Origin of the sequence: Clostridium sp. BJN0013, assembly GCF_040939125.1 — a bacterium.
Classification (GTDB): Bacteria; Bacillota; Clostridia; order Clostridiales; family Clostridiaceae; genus Clostridium_B.
Genome location: NZ_CP162495.1, coordinates 3,167,211 through 3,189,016 on the forward strand (window position 1 = coordinate 3,167,211; position 21,806 = coordinate 3,189,016).

The following is a 21,806-nucleotide window of genomic DNA, read 5'->3' on the forward strand; positions in this document are numbered from 1 at the left end:
AATAAGACACCTATAAACTAGATGCCTCTCTAAATATTTCCCATATTGATTAAACTTTTCTTCATACCTCTTATTTCCCCTGACTTATTATTTTATGCACTATTTCTACAAATTATCCACAAGTTATCCACAATATTCAAATAATTCGACTTTTCCCAACAAAAATAAGCGCTCTAAATGACGGGTGCTTATTTTCATACAATATTATTTTTAAAGGAGTCTAAACTTATACTATCCTGTGGCGGTTGCATTTAAGTTTAGGGTGCCCTGCAACCACAGACACTGGGTTAAATTTATATGTCTTTGGTGTTATTATGAATGGTATTTGAACATTATTATATTCACTAATTGTTATGATGGCATTATGCTTGTGTTAAAAAATATAAAAATAAGCACCCTAAATAACGGGTACTTATTTCTTTTATTGTTATATTGGATTTAGAGTGGTGGTTGCATCCATATTTAAAGTGCCCTGCAACCACAGACACTGGCTTAAATTTATATGTCGTGGGATACTAATTTATAATCTGTTATAACACTTATTATATACGGTACTTGTTACAATCTAATGTCCTATGTAATAACTATTTGTAAATAATATAAAATAAGCACTCTAGATGACGAGTGCTTATTTTTAACAATATTATTTTGAGAAGGGCTGCAATTTTAATATACTAGCTCCTGGCGGTTGCATTTTAAGTTTTAAGTGCCCTGCAACCACAGATACCGGGTTAAATCTTCATACAATAGGGAACTAATTTATAATCTGTTATAACATTTATTATATATGGGTACTTGTTACAATCCAATGTCCTATATAACAACTATTTGTAAACAATATAAAAATAGGCACCGATTTAACAGCACCTATTTTCAGATATACACGCAATATCAATTTTTATAATTTTACTCAATACCATATTATACTATTATAAAAGGTACGTCAATGCCATGTAAAAGGACACTATTTTAAAGCTATATTTAATAGATTTTAGCCTTATAACTAACATTGACGCTATCTTGACAAGGACATATTTTCACAGTTTTATTCCATCTATCCCGAAAAATAATATACTTAAATCTTCAATACCTTGTCTAATATCTCTACCTACAGTTCTAACATTAAGATCAAAATGTTCTGCTGTCTCCTCATAGGTTGGTATTATATTGTCTTTAGTCGGCTCCAAATACATGTATTTAATAATGTCATATCTTCTTTTCTTGACATTACCATCCTTCTCACATATAGCTTTATAATACTCCATGGATTTATTTATATGTGCTACTATAATTGAAGTTCTTATTTTAGTTCTACTTATAGCCTGTATATATTGTTCTTCATCATTAATTGGATCAATATCATCTAAAATATCTATTGCATTATTTTCATATATCCTACTGCTTGATTTACCGGCAAGTTTATCATGCACCTGTAAATTCCTGTAATGTTTAAGAAGCAACCTTGTATTTCTTAATCTTCTGTCATATCTTTTCTTTGTCTTATAATATTCCTGCTCCTTAATATATTTTATACCTTCTCTTACTCCTATTTTTACAGCTTCTTCATAATCTATATTTCTTTTAGCCACGACTTCAATACCTCCTCTAGCCAAGCAGTTTTAAAAGTTTATCCTTTTCAGATAACAATTTATGGACTTTATACTTGTCCTTTCTTTTACCTTTTCGGAACTCTTTTTTTAAGTCTATTTCTATTTGTTGAATTCTACCTTTATTAATTTCATCTATATTAAATTTCAAATTATCCCCTCACTACTTCCATTTTTTAGGGGTGACAGCTTTTTAAAAGATGACAACTTTAATTTAAAACCTGTCATCACTCTAAACCATTAGTATATCTACGTTTCGCTATTTAGGGTGACAGAAATGACAACTTTTATCTATATTGTTATATATACATATTTATATATTCTATTTTTTTATTTTTCTATACGTATAGTATATAAAATTCTTGTCATTCCTGTCATCATTATTAATAAATATAGTCATATCAACGCTTTAAGGTATGACAACTTTTAAAAATTCCTGTCATCTTCTTGTCATCTTTTTTTAATTCCTGTCACCTTTCTGTAAAATTATTACTTACTTGAATTAAGTTAGCAATAAATTTGTATTGTGACGTAAAAAAATACCGTAAAATTCATTCCATGAATAATACGGTATTTAATGTATTTATTTTTCATTTTTATGATCAATTGGTCTTCTGATGAACCCTCCACACAATTCAATAAATGTTGCTAAGTCAAAGGTAACTTTTTCAAGATAACCATTTCTATTAATTTCAGTTATTCTATTTGAATTTGGATCAACTTTTAAAAAGTCTATTGTTTTCGAAAGGGTATCTTTAAAATATTTACCACCTTTATCTTGATGTAGAAGTTCACCATCATAATGCACTAGACAGTTTCTTAAACTTCCTAATTCAAGAACTAATGGTGATAAGTATGATGGATATTTTATTTTGTATCTTTCCTGGATAACAAATACTGAATATCTTATATTCATAAATGATTTTGAAGTATTAATAGGCTCATTATGGTTTGTACAATATCCATCCCATATTTTTCTTTCTGTTTCTAAATATGTTTCCCAAAATCTTTTTTGGTTCATTTGTGATTCATTTAAACCGTCCTTTTCTCCTATAAAATCATGCATAAATGATTCAAACAAATTTACTAAATAAACTATTTCCATCCTATGGGCTGAACGTTCTGCTTGTTCATTCAATTCTATAACGCCAAATACTGATACTGGATCTGAGGCTATAATGCGAGACTGAAAAGCTTTAATTCCTTCTTGAACAATTTGTTCTAACCACCCTACTTCATTTCCTATTCTCTTTGAATAATTAGCACATGTTGCTGAATTTATAGCCACCCTTTTACTCATCCCCTTGTTAACATTTTATTGTGCTTATATCACAATATATTATAATTTCAACTTACTATTTATGAAAATTATAGCACAATTTACATTAAATTTTCTTTTTTAGGGTAGCAAGTAATTATATTTTTATACCGCATTATTCAATTTTCAAAGAGCATTTTAGTTACTATTAATCAATTAGTATATATTTTATTTACTATCAAACGGGAGTATATTGTCATGCACCTCCGTAAATTCTTCTTGATGTTCAGTATCTACAATTCCAATACCTTGCCAATATCTACCGTGTTTATTTCTCTCTTTTTTAAATCCTTTTTCTACCAGCCTTTTACTCAATTTAATAGTTGACAATACATATTCCTTATTCTCATGGCTCCAATCAGTGTAACAAGTATAGAGCTCTGATATTTTAACTTTACAGGTTTCACTAACAATGCACTCATCATCAATGAACCTCTGCACAGGGTCCATTTCATTTTTATAATCATCAATAGCATATTTTACATCATCAGGTACCTTCATACCCTCCTTTTGCCATTTCAAGCAGCCTTCAAGTGCCCAGTTCAAAATCCCACTCATTTCAGGCATTAATTTATTTTCAAAGAAATGTTCATCCTTCTCCGGATCATTTTCAAAGTTATATTCAAAGGGTATTTTCCTCACCCTTCGCCATATACCATTATCGGTTCCTTTAATCCTCGGCAGCTTATTTGTAGTCATCCATAGTTTAAAAGTTGGATGTAGATCAAATTCTTCCTCGTACATTCTACGTACAGGAACGACCTCATCAGCCCCAGAGGTCAAGCTCTTTACTAAAGCTTCATCAAAACATTTTCTTTCTTCCAGTTCATTTACACATACAAAATATTTTCCTTCTAGTTTAGCCAAGTCTCCCCTGGCCCCTTCATCACCGATTTTCTCCATAAGGGAATTACCCTTCAATGTGGCTGAATAATCTCCTAATATTGTCATAACAGCTTTCATAAAAGTACCTTTACCATTGGAACCTTGTCCATGAAGAATATAAAAACATTGCAGGTTTGCATCTCCTGTCATAGAGTAACCAATAGATTTCTGAATATATTCAATTAACTCTTTATTACCCATGAAAATTTTATCTACAAACTCTACCCAATTAGGGCATGTAGCTCCTGGCTTAAAATCCACATTTACAAGCCTGGTTATATAATCTTTTCTATTGTGTTCCTGCAGCTCTCCAGTTTTTAAATTTAAGGTTCCATTTCTAAGATTTAATAAATATACATCCTTATTCATTTCACTTAAAACAATATTATGTTCTGTCCTTGCCTGATTTATCATTGCCCTTATATGATTGTCATTTTCGGACCTTAATACAAATTTTGACACTTGTTTTTTAATATCTTCCGTACTTTGGGGTAGTTCTTTTCCCTGTTGCTGCAGAGATTTAATTACACTTCGTGCCAATACTTCTATTTTGCCTACACAATCAGGCTGCCAGTATTTCCCTGACCATATAAACCACCATGATCTTTTTAGCCCTGGCTTATATCTAATTATCTTGTTATACATGGTAATTAATCTTTCAGCATTACCAACATCAGAGAAGTTAAAATTGATTAAATTTACATTTTCCGGCTCTAGTGCCGGATTCCATTTTTCAGCACTTTCAACAAGTTCCAGAAGTTCATCCCTGGTACCTCCAAAATCAAGCCAGTCGCTCACATCTTCTTTTATTTCAATTCCAGGTAAATTTATGATCTTAATATCTTCTGTAATGGCCGATAACTTTTGTGCTATAAATTTCATATGTGCCCTTCCCGGGTTGTCATTATCCGGAAGCAAAATCCCCCTGGCACCTTCAAAGTATTTATTATAGCTATCTCTCCATTTTTGATTTTGTTTTGATTTACTGGCACCGTCAAAACTGGTCGTTGCCGCAAGACCTATTCTTATTAAGTTATCTGAATCCTTCTCACCCTCTACGATAAATACTGGCTCATTATTTTTCACAGCTTCAATAACACCTGGTAGATTATATACAACTGGTTCTATTCCTTCAAATTTTTTACTTTTTACATTTTTCCTCTCCTTCATGCTCCATGCATTACTGCTATGAAAAGTCTCATAATAAATGCCTTCTTCAAGTCCCCATACTGTAGCACCATCAATAATTCTTCTCTGACTGAACTTTTTACCTTTAAACCTCACTTTTTCAAATAATACTCTCCCTGATTCATCTGTATATTTATACACTGCTTCAATGCTCATTTTCCCACTATCTTTATCCATAGGTTTGTCAAATAAATCACTCATTTCAAGACCTGCAGCTTTTACAATTTCCTTTGTTTCACAACCTGCATGACACTTTAATATGGTTTTGCCCTGTACTCTATCATATTTAATGCTTAAACTTGCCTCCTTATCTGGATGAGATGGGCAGATGGCTTTACACGCATCTCCATGTTCCTGTTTTATCGTGAAATATGTTTTTATGTCTTTGTAATTCATCACCTCTCAGCCCCTTTAATTTGCCCCTGCTGCTTTTATATCTTGAGTTTCAATAAATCCTCTATGGACTAATATATTTCTTACCCCATATCTTAAAGTATTATATATTTCGCTCCCCATAACTTCCTCACTGCATGGCCTTATGATTGTATGAAATTCTCTCTCAAGACCTTTGAGTCTTGCATATAAAGTTTTGGGGTCATACTGTGCTCTATAATTCCCATATCTAATATTTCTATCAAAGTTTTCATCTTCCAAGAAAATATAAAATTCAATATTATATCTGTTCATATTTGCAAACTCATATTTAAGCCTGTTATAATCAGTTTTTAACACTTTGGCTAAATACTCTTTTCCAAGCAAATCAATTGTTTCTTTCTTGATTTCATTTAAATTAGTCTTATTATCCTTAAGATTCATAGCCAATTCATCAATACAAAATTTTCTCTCTATAACCAATTCATCAGTAAACAGGATATCTCTTTGCTGCCCTTTAAAACTTCCTGCTGGAAGAAAGCAGCTGTAATCCCCATAATCAAGTTTTTGTACTTTGAAAGACTTCTTGTGTTTATCAAACCATTCTAAAATATGCGAATTAGCTTGTTCTCTTGAATCAATGAGTATTATTATTTTGTTTAATAATTCATTCACTTCTTTATCAGTAAATTTATAACGCAACTCTAGTCACCTGCCTTTATAATTAAACTTCCTGTATAATAAATCCAATTTTGCACATCCTATTTATATAAGAGTTTGTATGTTAATGTCTCCTGAATTAATATATTAATTATTTTTGTTTATACTGGGGATGGTAAATCTCCGGTATTTACTTTTATCCAAAGTATTCATTTTTCGCCCTTTTATTACGCAGCTTGACTAACTGCTAAGTTAAAAGGGATATCACCATCATCTTCTACTTCTATATAATCAGCATTGTCATTATTATCTCGTTGCTGCTGTTGTTTCTTGTCGCCCCACTCTAAAAACTGAACTTCATCTGCTACTACCTCAGTAATATATCTCCTGGTACCGTCCTTAGCTTCATAACTCCTGGTCTGGATTCTCCCAGCAACACCTGCAAGCTTACCCCTGCTTAAATAATTGGCAGAACTCTCTGCTATCTTATTCCAAACCACAATAGGTATAAAATCGGCTTCCTGCTGTCCATCCCTTGAAAATCTCCTATCTACTGCCAATGTAAATTTTGTTACTGCTTTTCCACTACCAGGCAAAAACTGCAAGTCAGGGTCTTTGGTTAACCGGCCAATTAAAACAACTTTGTTCATTATGCCTCACCTACCTTGCTGATTTCTTGAAGCTCTTTTATAAGGTCCTGAACTTCCGAGAACTCCATTGGCATAACTGTTGTTCCGTTAGGTCTTTTCATATTGAAGCCATTGCCATTATCATAGAGGTTGTAGCACATTATTTTTCCTCTTAACTCCATGGCCTGGAGAATTCCATTCTTGGGCTTGAAGTCCTTGACTTTTTCATACGTTGTTTTCTTGGCTGAATTTATATTATTAACATTATTTTCTTTCGGTCTTACTTTTGGCATATCTTCATTCCCCATATATTTAGACTTCCACGCATAATAATAATTTTCTGCTGTACCTTCCGTGCATCCATATTTTTTTACAACATCTTTTATCAATTCAGTTTTATTTTTAATATCATTTTCAGAAAAATATTTAAAACATTCTTCTCTAGTATTGTTTTTAACATTCACATTTAATACCCCACTTTCATAATATTTCTTCAACTTCTTTAAAGAGGATTCTATCAACCTACTCACATAAGACTGACTTAGATTAAGCCTTTGCCCTATTTCCTTATGTGTAAGTCCATCTATAAATCTATATCTTATAATCATTTCCTCTCCTGGCTTCAAGCACTTAAGTAACGTGATTAATTCTAATTTATTAACATTCTGAATTGCCACTTCTTCATAATCATTATCATCTGATATAAGATCCATTATTGTAAGTGAATTTCCGTTCTTATCTTCCTTAATGGTGCAATCCAAACTTCTGACACCTATATGTTTTTTATTTTTCCTGTTATACATTCTTATTTCATTGCTTACTATAGTAGCCAGATAGGTCATAAATAATATTCCTTTACCAATATCATAGGTGTTATAAGCCTTTGTAAGACCTATACCGGCTACTTGAATTAAATCATCAATATTATATTGGCCTGACCATTTATGTGCCATTTTGTAGAGAAAGTTTTTGAATTGGATAAATACTTCACTGCAGGTCATTTCCTTTGTGATGCCATTACTTAGTCTGATTAGTTTTTTACATTCCATAATTACAAACCAACCATTAAAGATCCATATAAAATAAAACCTTGTCTAATTTTTTCGTAGCTCTACAATAATCACATTCTTCGCACCTTACGGGCTCCTCTTTACCTTTCCAAACTGCTTTTATATGGTCAATTAGTATTTCAACTTCTAACAGCTTGTCTCTTATAAAATCTGTTCCTAAGAATATCACTGCTTTATCTGGAATGTCTTCTCTCGAAACAGCTATGATATGTGGTTGAAAATAGTCCTCTGCTTTACGATTTATCCTATCTATTTCGCAGTAAACAGCCATCTGTAATAAGTAATCATAATGTGTTATAAAGTTTTCATTGCCACTGAATTTGGAATGTATGTTTCTTGTGGTCTTAATATCCACAATGGCTTTCCTATCTGGATTATATATATCAAACATAACTTTCCACGGCACTCCAAATAATTCTGCTGTCTGTATAACCTCTTTTTGTCCTTCTCTAGCTTCTTGTACCAGCTTGTCATCTTTTAAAGTAGTAATCATTTTATCTGCAATTTGAAATGCAGCCTTTAACTGCCCTTTGGTAGCCCCTCTAGTAGAATACATTTCTGGATGATCTTTTTTAAATTCCTCTAATATTCCCTCACTCCATGCATGAACATAACTGCCTAGGAGAAATGCATCTTTATTCTCCTCTTCCCATTCTCCGTTAAGTTTAGCCATTGTTTTTGCTTCACATTTTATAAAGGATTTAAACAAACTAACTGACATATACTCTTTGTCAGTTTCAAGTGCAAAATAATTTTCCTTCGTTACTGTCATTGTTTATTCACTCTCCTTAAAAGCATATTCCCTATTATCTTCCTTAACCTCTGTCTCTGTGTCAGCTTCAACTATTTTATCCTCATCAATACTGCCCTTATCAAAATTTGAAATCTCTTTATTAGGTTCATGTTCAAACTGAAAATCAGAAGCTTCATCGTAAGTCTTTTTGCTCTCAATGCTGTTAAAATCCAATTCTATGAACTTACAAAGCCTTCTTAAAACTGTCTTTTTGTACATCTCTCCTGGAGTTTTAACCCACGCAGGACTATTTTTAGCCTTTGAAAAATTGTTCCGTATATCTTCAATTTCTTGCTTTGTCATGGTTTCATATATCATGCTACCATCTTGAAATAAACATACTGCAAAAGCACCAATTATTTCATCATTATTAAACGGTAATGGTTTGAAATTTACAGTCTGATGACCATTAACAATACTTTCTTGGAATTCGTCACCTTTGCGAACAACTTTTGCATAAATATCCTTTATAGGATTAATACTGTATTTTTTAGCAAGTTTGATTTCTCCCTTATAATCTGTTTGAAATTGCAGATTGCCGTTATAAGGTATTGCATAACACTCTCTATTAAAGAAATCCAAACCTAGAAATGCACCTTTTAGCATTGTCCTTGCCACACTTATAGGCTGGCATTTATCTATATCCTTAGTATCCTGCAAAATCGTCATACAATTTTGTAAGAATCGTGATTTGTTAAAATCCTTCGGTAATGCTTCTTTTTTTGTTTCCAGTAATTTATTTAACGCTTTGTGGCTTTCACTCAACACCACCATTTTTTTATCTGGCATTATTTGTCCTCCTCAAAAATAAATTTAAATCTATAATCTCTACCTTATAAAAAATTTTTTATATACTACTTAGGATTATCCGTATCATAAATTTTATACTCTGTAATATTCAATATTTTCAGTTGGTTATCAATACCAATTTTTATATTTTAAAAAATTAATTATTCGTCTTCTTCAGCTCCTCTTTCTCTACTTCATATCCCTCTGTATTGAATCTTAATTCTTTATCAAAAATTTCAATTTCTATGCTTATTTTAGCTGGACAATCCCCATCTGTTTCGGGCAATCGATTTCTTATAATATCCGTTAAATTCTCACCATTCACATAAGTTCCGTAGCTTTTGTTATTTATAAAGCAGTTATCCGATTTTATACTTAACTTTTTCATTTTTTACCTCCACATTTGACTTATTTTCAATCTTGTATTAAGATTGAAGTGACTAATTTTGCTTTTGGACCCTCTGCAAAGGGTTCTTTTTTATTCGATTATCAACACTCCTAAAGGGTTTATATAAACACCTGGTTCAATATCTACATGAATATTTTTCCCATCAGTCGCAGTTAAAGTAATTCCGAATTTTCTGTTAAAACTTATACATTCATCTAGCGTCAGATTTTCAGCAGCACCTTCTATCAACTTTCTTCCTCCTCTCCTTCTCTTTCCTTATTGCACTAATCTTGGCTGTTACCTTCTGTCCTTCCAGCTGCCTTTTTCTAAAGACACCCAGTAAGCTCCTAAGTTGAAATAAATCTGCACCCTTCAAACCTGTTTTAAATTCTTTAGAGCTTACAGAGTGGTTGTACCAATCATTCACTTTGTATCCCTCCCTATAGTAAAAATCTCAATATCGCTAGCAGTGATATTATTGCCACCCAAAATTCTCCCTTGTTCTGGTCTGCTTTTTCTTTGGTGGACATGTTATAAACTTTCTTATAATTCATCTAACCACCTTTTCTCCGGCCAATCTTCCTCTGACTCACATAATAGAATTGGGCGGCCAATTTCTTTTCTGAATTTCTTTTTAGCAGCTTCTTCACTCTCTGCTGTTATATATGTCTCCCTAAATATGCCAGTTATACTATCTTCATATACAATTACATATTCATTCACTTTGTATCACCTACTTAAAATTCTCAATATCTTTAATGGATAGCTGACCAGACAGTACTTGCTTTCTTAAAGCTACTTTCTTTTTGGAGGCATTCAGCCCCTTATATTTCTTATTTAACTGACTTTCTATGTCCTCAAGAGCTTTCAAATTTTTAGTTTTATCCACATTTACATACTTGGAAACTCCATTATCTTTATAATTAAAGCAAGTTCTTATACCTTTATCATCCTTGTATCTTCGCATCAAACTGTTTGCTGTACGTCTAAGTGCTTGATTTCTAAGTTTACGAATATCAAAAATATAATGTGGTCTTATGAGTTCCATTACGGCATCTGTAGTAATTTCTCCGAGTTCATCCATTTGTTGCAATATGGTTTCTCTTGCTTCCTTTTCAAGGTTGCTATAATTACCCATCTTTTTTTACCCCCTTAAAGTAATTTTGAATCTTTATTAAATTCTTGATAGCAAGACTTATATCTGATAATTCCATATCAATAATTTCTGCTGTATCTGATACACAGTTCCATGCCCTCAATGAATCATTATCCGTATTTAGTAGTACAACTTTGGATATAGCATCCTCATATTTTTTTGAATGTTTTATACAGCTATTAAGCTGTTCTTCAGTTAGATTGTTAAAATCAGTTATTCCGAAAATATGAGTTTCTTTTGGCTTCCTGAATTTATCAATGAGAACTGCATTTTCAGGTAATGTCTTTTCAAGCTCCTCCTGTTTTTTCTTTTCCTCTTGTTCCTGCTTTTCTTTCTTGAGTTCTTCCTGATACTTTTTTTCTAACTGCTCATTTTTCTTTTTAGTTTCTACAGCTGACTTTGTGAGAACATAAGCATTATTGATTGTCAAATCTCCTGCCTTTACTTGCCTTTTAATATCCTCCGGAGCTTGATTCTCTATAACTTCAACTTTGTGAATTGTGTCGTGGCTTACCCCTGCTATTTTAGCCAGTTCCTTTTTAGTATCTATAGGTTCTGTAGCCTCGGTTTCAACATTTGTCAGATTTCTGACAGAAGTTAAATCATTCCTTTTACCCTGATTTCTCTTTGCCTTTTCCTCTATTACAGGCTTGAATTTCAAGGCTACCTGTGCTAGTTCATATTTGTTCAAGTTTCTTCTGTTCTTCTGATTACTCCAAATCCATTGCATAGCCTCCAACTTATCTTTAAAATGCATTTCTGTTAGGTCAAATGGTATATTGTTTTTAGTGCAAATATCATATCTGTGGTGACCATCAATTAAAATGTTGTTCCATACTGCCAAAGGAGTTAGACAACCATTTTTTATAATGTCTTTTTCAAGCTCTGTTTTCTGCTCCTCTGTTAGTGGCGGTAATAAATGTTTAAATTCAGATTCAATTTTTATATCACTCAATTTTATTTATCTCACCTTCCTTACATATTTTTCTAAAGGTATTTACAGTATTTTGTTGAACTTATATCACCATAAAAGGTAGGTGATAAATTATGCAAAAAGATTTTAATGATTTTCTAAAAACTTTAGATCAGGATGAATTAACTAAAATGACAGACAATGTCAATAGTCGAAACATGGAAGTACATTTTTCATTAACTCCAGAAGGCATTAATGATCTTATGACTAAGTCAGCTTCGGCTAATTTACTTCTTACTCTTCAAGTACTTCAGAAGTATCATGATTGGTTACAATCCGGGCAATAACTTTACCATCTATTAAAACTTTAATTACTTTTTGGGGTTGTTCATGAACTGGTACTTCTTGAGCAACTTTCTTTTTATTTTTACTCATTTATATTCCTCCCTCCTATTTCCTAAAAGCTTTCTTGTATTCTTCAACTACCATAGTCTTTAACTTCCTAGCATACTTTTCAGCATCCGCGTGCGACATACTAAAAGAATTAGCTATAGTCCGAGTAAGTTCGTACATTGCATTGTACTGTTGCATCTTTAACACCTGCCTTGTAAATTGCTATGTAGACACCTCCTTAAAATCAATTTCCTTGATGTTATCCAAATCGCTTAAATCCATGCCCTGATATACTTTTACGAAACGATTTATTTCTGAATTGCTTATTTTAAAGCTCCTTATTTTTAAGGCTTTTAATAACCCTCTTTTTATAAGCTCATACACCGTAGCTTTATCCGTTTTTAGTCTTTTAACTGCATCTGATACAGACATTAAGTAATCGTCCACTTATTTCAGCCTCCTTTCTTGTTTTATTTCTCCCTTTCATGGTAAAATTTTGTTGAAAAGGGAGGTGATTAATTATGTCAAATTTTTTTAAAATTAATATTCTGTCAATATTTGCATTATTAATTTCATTAATCAGCATAACTATTTCAATCAAAGTCTATCTAAGGTCAAAAATAGATTTGAAAATATCTTCAAATTCTGAGGATAATTTTTCCATCGGATTTAATTTGTACAAAGAATATAAATTAATAATCTTATATTTATCCATAAGCAATAACTCAACTAGCGCTGTAGATATAAGCCAAATTAGATTAGTACATAGCAATAAATTTTATTTAGCAAGTAAGATAGAATTAGCTGACTATTATAACTCAAATGGTATAACATTAATTAATAGCAATAGCTCTGAGCATATGCTTTTTGATATAACAACCGATAACATCTTAAACAATCCAAGAATACAATCGTATGGAACTATACATGGTTTTGCAGTATTTGAGAACGTCAATTTAATTCAGCATCCACAAAAATTCAAACTTATAGTAGATACTCCATCAAAATCTTTTAGAACTCTTGTTACAGTTAACCCATGTCCAGACAACTTTCATCCAATTAACCCTTTAAAATCATAGCTACTACAGAAAGAACTACTCCCGCTAATCCTAATATTATTGAAATTAGTAGTTCTTTTTGAGTCTTTTTATCCATTTTCAGTCCTCCTTTCTAAGTTTTTAGCTTATTATTTGTCGCATTTCGTGCGACAAACTGGTTAAAAAAAATTGCATTAGCTTCTTCTACAGATAAATCTAATCTATCAATTATTCCAACTGCCTCTTTAATAGAAATATTTTCACCATTATTTTTTAGTTTTCTATACAAAGTAGACTTATTTATACCTAAAGACATTGCTAAATCACTAATGTTTATACCCTTTTCAACTATTTTGCCTTTCAACTTATTAATGTTAGGCATGTTTTCACCTCTTATCCTTTGTCGCATTTCGTGCGATTTATTAATTAAATAATAACCCACATTTTATTAATAGTCAATACTTTTTTTGCATATAAAGCGATTTTTTTATTTTTTATTATATTTGTTATTGCATATTTGCGAAAACCATGTATAATATATAATATAAATACAAAGAAAGGAAAAATAAAATGAACATAGGTGAAAGAATAAAACAAAGAAGAAAAGAACTTAATTTGTCAGTGGATGATGTCGCTGATAAATTAAATAAAAATAGAGCTACTATATATAGATATGAAAGTAATGATATAGAAAATCTTCCAATAACTATACTAGAACCTTTGGCTCAAATTTTACAAACAACTCCTATATATTTGCTAGGATTAGAAGATAAGAAAGATGGTTCTATAAAAGTTAAATTATCAAATGAGGAATCTACAATAATAAATAAATACAGAAGCTTAGATGGTAAAGGTAAACATACGGTAAATACTGTTTTAGATATGGAATATAGTAGATGCCATAATGTGTTATTAGCAGCGCATGAAAAAGAAAATATTGACAAAAATAGTCCTACATATGAAGAAGACTATAAACACGACTTAGACATAATGATGGATGATGATGAGTGGAAGTAGTAAAGTAAGGAGGATGGTCATGTGAGCTATGAGGACTTACTCAAAGAAGCTGAAAACTTAAATGTAATTATAAAAGAAAAAAAGCTAAAGTTAGGGGCTGGGTTATGCCGTGGTAATAGAATCGCAATTAACAAAGATCTTGAAACACTTAGAGAAAAAAACGGAGTGCTAGCTGAAGAATTAGGTCATTACTATACATCAAACGGTAATATACTAGACCAATCAGATATAAGTAATAGAAAGCAGGAAAAACGTGCTAGAAATTGGGCTTATGAGAAATTAGCAGGAATAATTTCGATTGTGAATGCATTTGAAAAAGGTATTAAAAACAGGCATGACTTAGCTGAATACTTAAACATAACAGAAGATTTTTTAGAAGAGGCTATCCAACACTATAGAGAAAAATATGGCGTGTACTACGAAATAGATACATATGTTATATATTTTGAGCCTAATTTTGGAATCGTTAAAAAGTTTTAAAGGAGGTGGTACATATGTGAAGTACTATAGATAATCAATTTAAAATAGGTTATTGTAAATATTAAAGGAGGATTTACTATGAGCAATGAAGAAAAAATATTAAAAATTCTTGAATCAATGCAATCTCAAATGAATGAAATTCAATCTCAAACGAATGGGCTTCAATCTGAAATTAACGGGCTTCAATCCCAAACATCTGAAAATACCCAAATTCTTAAAGCCCTTGAACACAACTCGCAGATGCATAAAGCCGAAATTGATAAATTAAATCACCAGGTTGCAGAGCTACAAGGTACAATGAAAAATATATCTAACAAAATGGATGAAAACTTTTCCGAATTAAAAGAAACAAACAAATCTCTATTGGAGATGTATGGGTCTCACGAAGCCGAAATAAGAACCTTAAGACGTAAACCAATTTAAAATATTTAAGAGAGCAAAGATGATAGTTCTCTTATATATTTTTTGACCAAATAATAGAACATAAGTTCTGAAAGAAGGAGGAATAACTTGAAAGAAATTCAGGTGTTTTTGAACATGACAAAAAGACCTATTAAAATGAGGTCAAAAAAAGAGACTTATATTATTTATAATTAAAAATCAACTTATTTTCGGTGATATCTCTTGACTTACTTTTGTTACTTCAAAGCCTTGAGCTTGAAGAAATAAAATAATTCTATCTATATCAGGTTGAAAATGTCGAGAAGTGTTTTCTCTTTTTAGATATTTTTCATAAATAGAATTATCAAAGGCTTCATTTTTTAAAAGCATATTATAAATACAGGTTAAAAGCATTCTTGCTATAGCAATAATTGCTCTTTTGTGCCCACGTCTTTTCTTTATACTTTCATAACGATATTTAAAGTATGGGCAGGACTTGTTTTTTATTGCTGCATTAGCACACTGAATAAGTATTGGCTTTAAATAAGCTCCGGCACGGCTTATACGAACACTTTTCTTTTTGCCAGCACTTTCATTATTTTGTGGTGTAAGACCTGCCCAAGAACACAGATGTTTAGCATCTGGAAAGACTGACATATCCACTCCAATTTCAGAAATTATAGTTGTAGCAGATTGTGTAGTTATCCCAGGGGCAGAAGCAATAAGCTCAATTTGTGACTTAAATTCACTTGAAATTAATGAAATGGCAGTATCAAGTTGAGAAATACAATTGTTAATATAATCATAATGATTCAAGCATACAGACATCTTTGCTGTTTGATTTTTAGAGATGCTTCCTTGCATAGCAATCTTAATTTCGTCAGCCTTAGATAACATACTCTTGTGTAGAAATTGAGTATAGTCTATATCTAATTTATCAGGATGCTCCATGGCATATTTAATTATAGCTGATGATGATTTACCAAAGGTATCTGATACTACGCTTGAAATCATGATATTTGAAACTGTTAATGAATTTTGGAATCTGTTTTTCTCACTTGAACGGAAATTTGTAAGTTTAAAGCGATAGCGCATAAGGTCTCGTAGTTCTCTTATGGCCTTTGGAGGAATAAAACTTCCTTTAACTAATCCATGCTTATGTAAGTCTGCAAGCCATAGAGAATCTTTTTTATCAGTTTTTTTGCCGGGAATGTTTTTAACGTACTTTGGGTTAGCCAGAGTAATATTACAGGAATCTTCAAGTATGTTATAGATAGGTATCCAGTACTTTCCGGTGCTTTCCATACAAACTTCTTTACAGTTATGCTCAGATAACCACTCTTTTAAATGGAAAAGATTCTTTGAGTAAGTACTGAATTGTTTGGTTGCATAGGTAGTGATGTTATTCTCATTGGTTGATGTTACAGTTGCAACTACAAATTTTTTGTGAACATCAATACCGCAACAAATAGAATAAACGATTTTTAACATTTATATCACCTACAAATAAAAAAATAAAGTACACAGGTGTTGACTGAATACTCATACTTTTAAACGGTCTTTGTTTAAACAAAGATTAACTTACGTGCCCTAGGGCACACTTATTTGTACTTAAAAGAGTAATCGGCACATGTTATTATACGGATTACAGTGAAGTGCAATCACACTCACCCCGCCGTGCTCTGTAGTACACCTGTATACTTGTCTATATTATTCACAGTAATTGGTAATTTTAATCACTCTTTCATTAATTTTTGTGCCTTGAGCACAGCGAAAGGAATGAATGTTATTATGAAAGGCGGGGTTAGAAAGCGTGGAAAAACATGGAACTATTATTTCTACGTTGGAGAAATAAACGGAAAAAAGAAGATGAAAGAAAAAAGTGGCTTTAAGAGTAAGCCAATAGCGGAAAAAGCAATGCGTGATGCTCTATATGAATACGAACATGGGAACTATATTGAACCTAAGAAGATTATACTTACTCAATTCGCCCTAGAATGGCTAGATGGGTATGTTAAACCCCTTCGGAAGATAACAACATATAATAATAAAGAACTAATAAATAAGTATTTATCCCCTTCTATAGGGCATATAAATATAGTCGATATCCAACCTATTCATATTGAAAAAATGTTACTTGATATAAAAAAGGAAAATAGTATCGGTAATTCTACTCTACAGTCTATTTACACAATAACCAATACAATAATGAATAGGGCATTAAAATTAAAGCTTATAAGGGACAACCCTTGTAAATATATAGAACGTCCTAAAAGGTCAAATTACAGAGCTGAAATTTTGGATGCAGACGAAATTCCAAAATTATATAATGCCTTAGACCTTAATAATATGTATGACTATATGTTTAATATAGCTTTAAGATTGACACTGGAGCTTGGTCTTAGACGTGGGGAACTCGGAGGTCTTGAATGGAAAGATATAAATTTCAAAGATAATTTAATCACAGTAAGAAATAATTTGATTTATACTGAAGGGCATGTTTATATGATTGACCCTAAAACAGACGAAAGTAACAGAGCTGTTTACATTTCAAATGAGGCATTGCATTTGTTAAAAGAACTCCATAAGAAGCAAGCGAAAAATAAGCTTAAATATGGTCAATTTTATACAGATAAAAACATATTTAAGGATAACGATAATAAATATGATCTTGTAATGGTGTGGCAGGATGGTAAATATATTCACCCCATGTATTACCTAAACAAATTGAAAAAAGTTCTAAAGAAAGCCAACATAAATAAAAATGTAACATTTCACAATTTAAGACATACTAATGCAACTCTTTTGCTTCAAGAAGGAAATGACTTAAAAGTTATCCAGGAACGTCTTGGACATAAAGACATTTCTACTACTGCGAATATATATTCCCATATAAATAAAAAAATGCAGAAACAAGCTACTGATAGCATTTCAAATTTGATAAACGGTAATTAGTATGGCAAGAGTATGGCAAAAATAAAAACACCAAGCCACAAGCCTAGTGTTTTCAATGGGTAAGTAAGTCTATAAGCCGAGTTCTGTATTAGACAATCATCTATCTAGGCCTATTGTTACCAATAGGCTCCAGCGATACTACCCGAAAGCAAAGCGGGCCACTTTTCAATGCTTTCCTATTCGATCTTGCTTCAGGTGGGGTTTACATAGCCGCAAAGTCACCTATGCGCTGGTGAGCTCTTACCTCGCCTTTCCATCCTTACTAAAGCAATAAATTTTTATTGCTTCAGCGGTATATTTCTGTTGCACTTTCCTTCAGGTTACCCTGACTGGGTATTACCCAGCACCCTGCCCTATGAAGCTCGGACTTTCCTCTCCTATAATTCTACAGCAGCGATTGTCTGGCTTACTTACGACTTACATAATATCATAATTAATAATATATTACAATAAAAATCTGAAATAAATATCAGGTTAAATTAAATAATAATTCAAAATATCTATTGATTTTGAGATATTTTATTATAACTTATTATTCTTCCACAATTATCACAGCAAACTATACCTCTATGATTTTTTACATTATCTATAGTCATAGCAGCTACTTTCATTTTACAACCCAAACATACTCCCTGTGATAATCTGGCAGCCCCTGTTCCTTTAATAGAAGATAGTCTATTAAATTTATCTAATAATTCTTTTGGCACACGCTTCTCACAATTTAAAATATTTTGTTCTGCTTTTTCTATATTTTGTTTGATTTTAATTATTTTTTCATTACTGTTTTTTTTAATCTTATGGAAATCAGCTTTAATAGTAATTAGCTTTTTTCCACTGCACTCCTTTTGTTGTGATAACTCTTCCTCCTCATATAAAAGTTTCAAATTTTCTTCCTCTAATTCTTTCATTTTGCTTACTTTTGATTCAATAGACTTTTCCAATGAATTAATTAATTTTAAATCATATTTTAAATTTTTATATAATTTATTTTCTTCAGAAATTATCTCTTGCTTAATAGTATTCAGTTTATTTTCAATATTTTCTATTTCTATTTGATTTTTTTTCAGTTTAATATCTATAGATTTATATTTTTCCTTTTCCTGTTCAAACTCATCTTTTATTTTTTTCATGGAATAAATACCTGAATGAGTTTTTAATTCTCTTTTACATTTTTTTATTATTTCTTTATTATCTTGAATTTCAATAAGCAAATCCAACATCATATAATACTACCCTCCCTATTAAACTTAACTTCAAACATATAAAATCATTAATAAATTAAAAAAGCAGAAATGAAGTCAACTCTCATTCCTACTTATATTTATACGGACTTCTATTTACTTTTGATAAAATTACAGTATTACAAAATCCATTGGATTTTATCTCATGCATTAAAATTTCTGCTATTTTTTCCATAGCAGGCCATTCCGTTTCAAAGTGACCAGCATCAATTACAGCTATTCCCTCCTCTTGAAAATCACTTACATAATGATAGGTAGTATCTCCAGTAATTATACAATCTACACCTAATAACTTTGCAGAATTAAAATAGCTTTCTCCACTTCCATTTATAACTGCTATTTTATTTATAATTTTGGATTCACTTCCTGAATATCTTAACATGGAAATATTTAAATTACTCTTTACTTTATTGCAGAGTTCTCCCAGTGTAATAGGAACTTTAAGTTCACTAATCCTTCCTATACCACAGTGATCTCCTCTATAATTTTCAACTTCTGAAGGATCAATAATATGGCAACAAGTTAACTCAAGTAAATTCATAATAATATCATTAATTCCTCCTTTTACAGAATCAAGATTAGTATGGGAAGAATATAAATTTATATTATTTTTTATTAACTCTATTATCTTCTTACCAATTAAAGTGCCTGTAGTTATACTATCCGGCCTTCTAAACAACAAGGGGTGATGGGTAAGTATAAGATTACACTTGTTTTGTTTTGCCTCTTCTATTACTTCTAAAGTACAATCTAAGGCCATTAATATAGAAGTTACTTCACTCTTCATGTCCCCTACCATAAGCCCTACATTATCATAACTTTCTTTAAGTATAGAAGGAGTATATTTTTCCATTATATTGTGTATATCTTCTACTCTTAAATACATTCTATCAACTCCTGTAATTTTTCTATTTTAATCTGCAAATCTATCTTTCTTTTTTTAGCTAGTTCCGTATCTTTATTTATATTTAAAATTATCTTATTGTAATTGTGAATTTTATTCTTTAAAAACTTTAAAATAAGACTGTGTTTCTTTTTTATTAATACTTCTCCCACCTCATAAAATATACTATCTACATGTTTAATATTTTCATCATATTTTACTTTTATTATCTCATAAAATTTATTTTCGTCAATACATAGTTCTTCATCTAATATTTTAAATCCATTGGTATATATATACTTTCTCAATACCTGTGAATGCTGCATAGGTTGAAGTATTAAGGATTTCGCTCCCTTAAACACTTCCAAATCTTCTTCTATTATATCCTTTATAAGATTTCCTCCCATACCTGCAATTACTATTTCCTCAGCTTCTCCCGGACTTATAGTTGAAAGCCCTCTACCTAATCTACAATCTATTTCATGTTCCAATTTATGAAGTTTTATATTAAACTCTGCCTTTTTTATAGGTCCTCTATTTATATCAGAAGCTATAGCTCTCCTACAAATTCTATTCTTTACCAGATAAATGGGCACATACCCATGATCTGTTCCTATATCAGCTATGCATTGGCAGTTATCCACCATATTTAATAAAGTTTTAAGTCTTAAACTAATCTCCATATAATTCTCCATTCTAAAGTGCTTCTATTAAAGATCAAGTGATTATAAAATTTATTTAAATGTATAAATTACTTTCATTTGCATAACTAAAAAAATTAGTGAAACTATTAATGCTATATATAAAAACCTATAAGAATACTTCTCATCATATTTAGAATAAATATATCCTGCATAATACATACAAAATAGTACTCCCATATTCAAAAGTCCATAACTCATCTGTTTAAATGCAAACTGCCTACCTGTCCCAAATTCTACAACCGTAAAATTTGGTCGGAAGCTAAGTGGCATTTTATCAGGCAAATTTCCATTAAGATACAATATAATTGGATTTAAAGTAAGTATAATTACAATTATAGCTGTAATTATAAGTGGCATAAAGAATTTTTGTTTTCTATTTAGATTAACAATTTTACTTAATTTATTCTCCCATTCTGAATAAAATATATTTCTTTTATTCAACTCCATTTCAAATTCATAAAAATTTTCTGGAGATAGAGCATAACTTACATTACCTGCTTTCAGGTATATAACATTTTCAGTTGAAGTAACAAACATTTGCGTATTTCCGATTTTATGAATAAAAGATTTACCTATGGCAAATTTATTTCTACCACATCCTGATACCTTTACCCCCTTGATTCTCCCCTTTGACTTTTGATACATTTGAATATCATCAAAAGAAATTCTTTCATTTTTAAGTTTTAACATACTAGTTATGTATAAATTTTCTTCATCCGTAAAATATTTTAGTGTTCCACAGACTATAATATAATATAACTGATATAGATTAATGGCTATTAAAGTGAATTTCAAAAGAATGGATATCTCATAAGAATCTACATAACATATTAAAAATATTAATAGACTATTATATAGAATAGATACACCCAATATAAGATATATACCTATCCCCTTTGCAGATTTATAAGTTTTCACACTATTCACCACCTTTTTAATAACCATTA

General features: G+C 31.0%; 29 protein-coding genes and 1 other RNA gene. 5 read left to right on the top strand and 25 right to left on the bottom strand.

All coding sequences use genetic code 11. The features are described from left to right. Positions 1 to 1,037 precede the first annotated feature (1,037 nt). The 18 genes from AB3K27_RS16455 to AB3K27_RS16540 form a co-directional block, all read right to left on the bottom strand. The gene (locus AB3K27_RS16455) at positions 1,038 to 1,589 is read right to left on the bottom strand and encodes a hypothetical protein (protein ID WP_368488456.1); all 552 of its coding nucleotides are present in this window, start codon (positions 1,587 to 1,589) and stop codon (positions 1,038 to 1,040) included. Between the two features lie 16 nt (positions 1,590 to 1,605). Beyond that, entirely contained in the window at positions 1,606 to 1,758 is a 153-nt protein-coding gene (locus AB3K27_RS16460) for a hypothetical protein (protein ID WP_368488457.1), read from the bottom strand. A gap of 432 nt (positions 1,759 to 2,190) precedes the next feature. Next, positions 2,191 to 2,895, bottom strand: coding sequence for a hypothetical protein (locus AB3K27_RS16465; protein WP_368488458.1), 705 nt, complete (start codon positions 2,893 to 2,895; stop codon positions 2,191 to 2,193). A gap of 198 nt (positions 2,896 to 3,093) precedes the next feature. Then, positions 3,094 to 5,394, bottom strand: a complete 2,301-nt coding sequence (locus AB3K27_RS16470) for a phage/plasmid primase, P4 family (protein ID WP_368488459.1) — start codon at positions 5,392 to 5,394, stop codon at positions 3,094 to 3,096. A 15-nt stretch (positions 5,395 to 5,409) separates the two neighbouring features. Beyond that, positions 5,410 to 6,072 carry an ERCC4 domain-containing protein gene (locus tag AB3K27_RS16475; RefSeq protein ID WP_368488460.1) on the bottom strand — a complete coding sequence of 221 codons (663 nt, stop codon included), beginning with the start codon at positions 6,070 to 6,072 and terminating at the stop codon, positions 5,410 to 5,412. Between the two features lie 185 nt (positions 6,073 to 6,257). Continuing rightward, positions 6,258 to 6,680, bottom strand: coding sequence for a single-stranded DNA-binding protein (locus AB3K27_RS16480; RefSeq protein WP_368488461.1), 423 nt, complete (start codon positions 6,678 to 6,680; stop codon positions 6,258 to 6,260). Then, on the bottom strand, positions 6,680 to 7,708 hold the full coding sequence (locus tag AB3K27_RS16485; RefSeq protein ID WP_368488462.1) for a sigma-70 family RNA polymerase sigma factor: 1,029 nt from the start codon (positions 7,706 to 7,708) through the stop codon (positions 6,680 to 6,682). Before AB3K27_RS16485 ends, AB3K27_RS16480 begins: the two co-directional genes overlap by 1 nt. Positions 7,709 to 7,724: 16 nt before the next feature. After that, positions 7,725 to 8,501 carry a PD-(D/E)XK nuclease-like domain-containing protein gene (locus tag AB3K27_RS16490; RefSeq protein WP_368488463.1) on the bottom strand — a complete coding sequence of 259 codons (777 nt, stop codon included), beginning with the start codon at positions 8,499 to 8,501 and terminating at the stop codon, positions 7,725 to 7,727. Positions 8,502 to 8,504: 3 nt separating this feature from the next. Further along, positions 8,505 to 9,311: a recombinase RecT gene (locus AB3K27_RS16495; protein ID WP_368488464.1), complete on the bottom strand. Its 807-nt coding sequence runs from the start codon at positions 9,309 to 9,311 to the stop codon at positions 8,505 to 8,507. A gap of 157 nt (positions 9,312 to 9,468) precedes the next feature. Then, positions 9,469 to 9,699, bottom strand: a complete 231-nt coding sequence (locus AB3K27_RS16500) for a hypothetical protein (protein ID WP_368488465.1) — start codon at positions 9,697 to 9,699, stop codon at positions 9,469 to 9,471. A 90-nt stretch (positions 9,700 to 9,789) separates the two neighbouring features. Next, positions 9,790 to 9,948 carry a hypothetical protein gene (locus AB3K27_RS16505; protein ID WP_368488466.1) on the bottom strand — a complete coding sequence of 53 codons (159 nt, stop codon included), beginning with the start codon at positions 9,946 to 9,948 and terminating at the stop codon, positions 9,790 to 9,792. Then, entirely contained in the window at positions 9,929 to 10,126 is a 198-nt protein-coding gene (locus AB3K27_RS16510) for a hypothetical protein (RefSeq protein ID WP_368488467.1), read from the bottom strand. The genes AB3K27_RS16505 and AB3K27_RS16510 overlap by 20 nt, the downstream gene beginning before the upstream one ends. A 116-nt stretch (positions 10,127 to 10,242) precedes the next feature. Continuing rightward, a complete protein-coding gene (locus tag AB3K27_RS16515; RefSeq protein ID WP_368488468.1) occupies positions 10,243 to 10,422 on the bottom strand; it encodes a hypothetical protein in 180 nt (59 codons plus the stop codon). A gap of 10 nt (positions 10,423 to 10,432) precedes the next feature. Continuing rightward, positions 10,433 to 10,837 (bottom strand): hypothetical protein, encoded by a 405-nt coding sequence (locus tag AB3K27_RS16520; RefSeq protein ID WP_368488469.1) that lies wholly within the window; start codon positions 10,835 to 10,837, stop codon positions 10,433 to 10,435. Next, complete coding sequence (locus tag AB3K27_RS16525) at positions 10,830 to 11,810, bottom strand: hypothetical protein (RefSeq protein ID WP_368488470.1); 981 nt, start codon at positions 11,808 to 11,810, stop codon at positions 10,830 to 10,832. The genes AB3K27_RS16520 and AB3K27_RS16525 overlap by 8 nt, the downstream gene beginning before the upstream one ends. Positions 11,811 to 12,062: 252 nt before the next feature. Then, positions 12,063 to 12,203 carry a hypothetical protein gene (locus AB3K27_RS16530; protein ID WP_368488471.1) on the bottom strand — a complete coding sequence of 47 codons (141 nt, stop codon included), beginning with the start codon at positions 12,201 to 12,203 and terminating at the stop codon, positions 12,063 to 12,065. 15 nt (positions 12,204 to 12,218) lie between these two features. After that, a complete protein-coding gene (locus AB3K27_RS16535; protein ID WP_368488472.1) occupies positions 12,219 to 12,359 on the bottom strand; it encodes a hypothetical protein in 141 nt (46 codons plus the stop codon). A 24-nt stretch (positions 12,360 to 12,383) separates the two neighbouring features. Next, positions 12,384 to 12,608, bottom strand: coding sequence for a helix-turn-helix domain-containing protein (locus AB3K27_RS16540; protein ID WP_368488473.1), 225 nt, complete (start codon positions 12,606 to 12,608; stop codon positions 12,384 to 12,386). 74 nt (positions 12,609 to 12,682) lie between these two features. On the opposite strand from AB3K27_RS16540, the gene AB3K27_RS16545 reads away from it, so the two are divergent. Then, a complete protein-coding gene (locus AB3K27_RS16545; RefSeq protein WP_368488474.1) occupies positions 12,683 to 13,240 on the top strand; it encodes a hypothetical protein in 558 nt (185 codons plus the stop codon). Positions 13,241 to 13,331: 91 nt separating this feature from the next. Here AB3K27_RS16545 and AB3K27_RS16550 read toward each other — a convergent pair whose 3' ends face one another. After that, a complete protein-coding gene (locus AB3K27_RS16550; RefSeq protein WP_368488475.1) occupies positions 13,332 to 13,580 on the bottom strand; it encodes a helix-turn-helix domain-containing protein in 249 nt (82 codons plus the stop codon). Positions 13,581 to 13,768: 188 nt separating this feature from the next. On the opposite strand from AB3K27_RS16550, the gene AB3K27_RS16555 reads away from it, so the two are divergent. The 3 genes from AB3K27_RS16555 (at position 13,769) to AB3K27_RS16565 (ending at position 15,118) form a co-directional block, all read left to right on the top strand. Beyond that, on the top strand, positions 13,769 to 14,215 hold the full coding sequence (locus AB3K27_RS16555; protein WP_368488476.1) for a helix-turn-helix domain-containing protein: 447 nt from the start codon (positions 13,769 to 13,771) through the stop codon (positions 14,213 to 14,215). A 21-nt stretch (positions 14,216 to 14,236) separates the two neighbouring features. Then, positions 14,237 to 14,695 (top strand): ImmA/IrrE family metallo-endopeptidase, encoded by a 459-nt coding sequence (locus tag AB3K27_RS16560; protein ID WP_368488477.1) that lies wholly within the window; start codon positions 14,237 to 14,239, stop codon positions 14,693 to 14,695. A gap of 78 nt (positions 14,696 to 14,773) precedes the next feature. After that, positions 14,774 to 15,118, top strand: a complete 345-nt coding sequence (locus AB3K27_RS16565) for a hypothetical protein (RefSeq protein WP_368488478.1) — start codon at positions 14,774 to 14,776, stop codon at positions 15,116 to 15,118. 177 nt (positions 15,119 to 15,295) lie between these two features. On the opposite strand, the gene AB3K27_RS16570 is transcribed toward AB3K27_RS16565, so the two are convergent. Then, a complete protein-coding gene (locus AB3K27_RS16570) occupies positions 15,296 to 16,567 on the bottom strand; it encodes an IS110 family transposase (RefSeq protein WP_368488380.1) in 1,272 nt (423 codons plus the stop codon). Positions 16,568 to 16,837: 270 nt separating this feature from the next. Here AB3K27_RS16570 and AB3K27_RS16575 point away from each other — a divergent pair, with 270 nt between their 5' ends. Further along, positions 16,838 to 18,031, top strand: a complete 1,194-nt coding sequence (locus tag AB3K27_RS16575; RefSeq protein WP_368488479.1) for a tyrosine-type recombinase/integrase — start codon at positions 16,838 to 16,840, stop codon at positions 18,029 to 18,031. A gap of 56 nt (positions 18,032 to 18,087) precedes the next feature. On the opposite strand, the gene rnpB is transcribed toward AB3K27_RS16575, so the two are convergent. From rnpB to AB3K27_RS16600, 5 genes are all read right to left on the bottom strand, one after another. Further along, positions 18,088 to 18,444, bottom strand: an RNA gene (rnpB, locus tag AB3K27_RS16580) — RNase P RNA component class A. A gap of 87 nt (positions 18,445 to 18,531) precedes the next feature. Beyond that, the gene (locus AB3K27_RS16585; protein ID WP_368488480.1) at positions 18,532 to 19,254 is read right to left on the bottom strand and encodes a zinc ribbon domain-containing protein; all 723 of its coding nucleotides are present in this window, start codon (positions 19,252 to 19,254) and stop codon (positions 18,532 to 18,534) included. An 88-nt stretch (positions 19,255 to 19,342) separates the two neighbouring features. After that, positions 19,343 to 20,158, bottom strand: coding sequence for a Nif3-like dinuclear metal center hexameric protein (locus AB3K27_RS16590; RefSeq protein WP_368488481.1), 816 nt, complete (start codon positions 20,156 to 20,158; stop codon positions 19,343 to 19,345). After that, positions 20,149 to 20,838: a tRNA (adenine(22)-N(1))-methyltransferase TrmK gene (locus AB3K27_RS16595; protein ID WP_368488482.1), complete on the bottom strand. Its 690-nt coding sequence runs from the start codon at positions 20,836 to 20,838 to the stop codon at positions 20,149 to 20,151. The genes AB3K27_RS16590 and AB3K27_RS16595 overlap by 10 nt, the downstream gene beginning before the upstream one ends. Positions 20,839 to 20,889: 51 nt before the next feature. Then, a complete protein-coding gene (locus tag AB3K27_RS16600; protein ID WP_368488483.1) occupies positions 20,890 to 21,777 on the bottom strand; it encodes a PH domain-containing protein in 888 nt (295 codons plus the stop codon). Between the last annotated feature and the right edge of the window lie 29 nt (positions 21,778 to 21,806).

Excerpts from the sequence above, each read along its gene's own strand:
- AB3K27_RS16470 (WP_368488459.1), bottom strand. The coding sequence starts at position 5,394 with ATGAATTACAAAGACATAAAAACATATTTCACGATAAAACAGGAACAT.
- AB3K27_RS16480 (WP_368488461.1), bottom strand. The coding sequence starts at position 6,680 with ATGAACAAAGTTGTTTTAATTGGCCGGTTAACCAAAGACCCTGACTTG.
- AB3K27_RS16485 (WP_368488462.1), bottom strand. The coding sequence starts at position 7,708 with ATGGAATGTAAAAAACTAATCAGACTAAGTAATGGCATCACAAAGGAA.
- AB3K27_RS16490 (WP_368488463.1), bottom strand. The coding sequence starts at position 8,501 with ATGACAGTAACGAAGGAAAATTATTTTGCACTTGAAACTGACAAAGAG.
- AB3K27_RS16495 (WP_368488464.1), bottom strand. The coding sequence starts at position 9,311 with ATGCCAGATAAAAAAATGGTGGTGTTGAGTGAAAGCCACAAAGCGTTA.
- AB3K27_RS16500 (WP_368488465.1), bottom strand. The coding sequence starts at position 9,699 with ATGAAAAAGTTAAGTATAAAATCGGATAACTGCTTTATAAATAACAAA.
- AB3K27_RS16520 (WP_368488469.1), bottom strand. The coding sequence starts at position 10,837 with ATGGGTAATTATAGCAACCTTGAAAAGGAAGCAAGAGAAACCATATTG.
- AB3K27_RS16530 (WP_368488471.1), bottom strand. The coding sequence starts at position 12,203 with ATGAGTAAAAATAAAAAGAAAGTTGCTCAAGAAGTACCAGTTCATGAA.
- AB3K27_RS16535 (WP_368488472.1), bottom strand. The coding sequence starts at position 12,359 with ATGCAACAGTACAATGCAATGTACGAACTTACTCGGACTATAGCTAAT.
- AB3K27_RS16545 (WP_368488474.1), top strand. The coding sequence starts at position 12,683 with ATGTCAAATTTTTTTAAAATTAATATTCTGTCAATATTTGCATTATTA.
- AB3K27_RS16550 (WP_368488475.1), bottom strand. The coding sequence starts at position 13,580 with ATGCCTAACATTAATAAGTTGAAAGGCAAAATAGTTGAAAAGGGTATA.
- AB3K27_RS16555 (WP_368488476.1), top strand. The coding sequence starts at position 13,769 with ATGAACATAGGTGAAAGAATAAAACAAAGAAGAAAAGAACTTAATTTG.
- AB3K27_RS16565 (WP_368488478.1), top strand. The coding sequence starts at position 14,774 with ATGAGCAATGAAGAAAAAATATTAAAAATTCTTGAATCAATGCAATCT.
- AB3K27_RS16570 (WP_368488380.1), bottom strand. The coding sequence starts at position 16,567 with ATGTTAAAAATCGTTTATTCTATTTGTTGCGGTATTGATGTTCACAAA.
- AB3K27_RS16585 (WP_368488480.1), bottom strand. The coding sequence starts at position 19,254 with ATGATGTTGGATTTGCTTATTGAAATTCAAGATAATAAAGAAATAATA.
- AB3K27_RS16590 (WP_368488481.1), bottom strand. The coding sequence starts at position 20,158 with ATGTATTTAAGAGTAGAAGATATACACAATATAATGGAAAAATATACT.
- AB3K27_RS16595 (WP_368488482.1), bottom strand. The coding sequence starts at position 20,838 with ATGGAGATTAGTTTAAGACTTAAAACTTTATTAAATATGGTGGATAAC.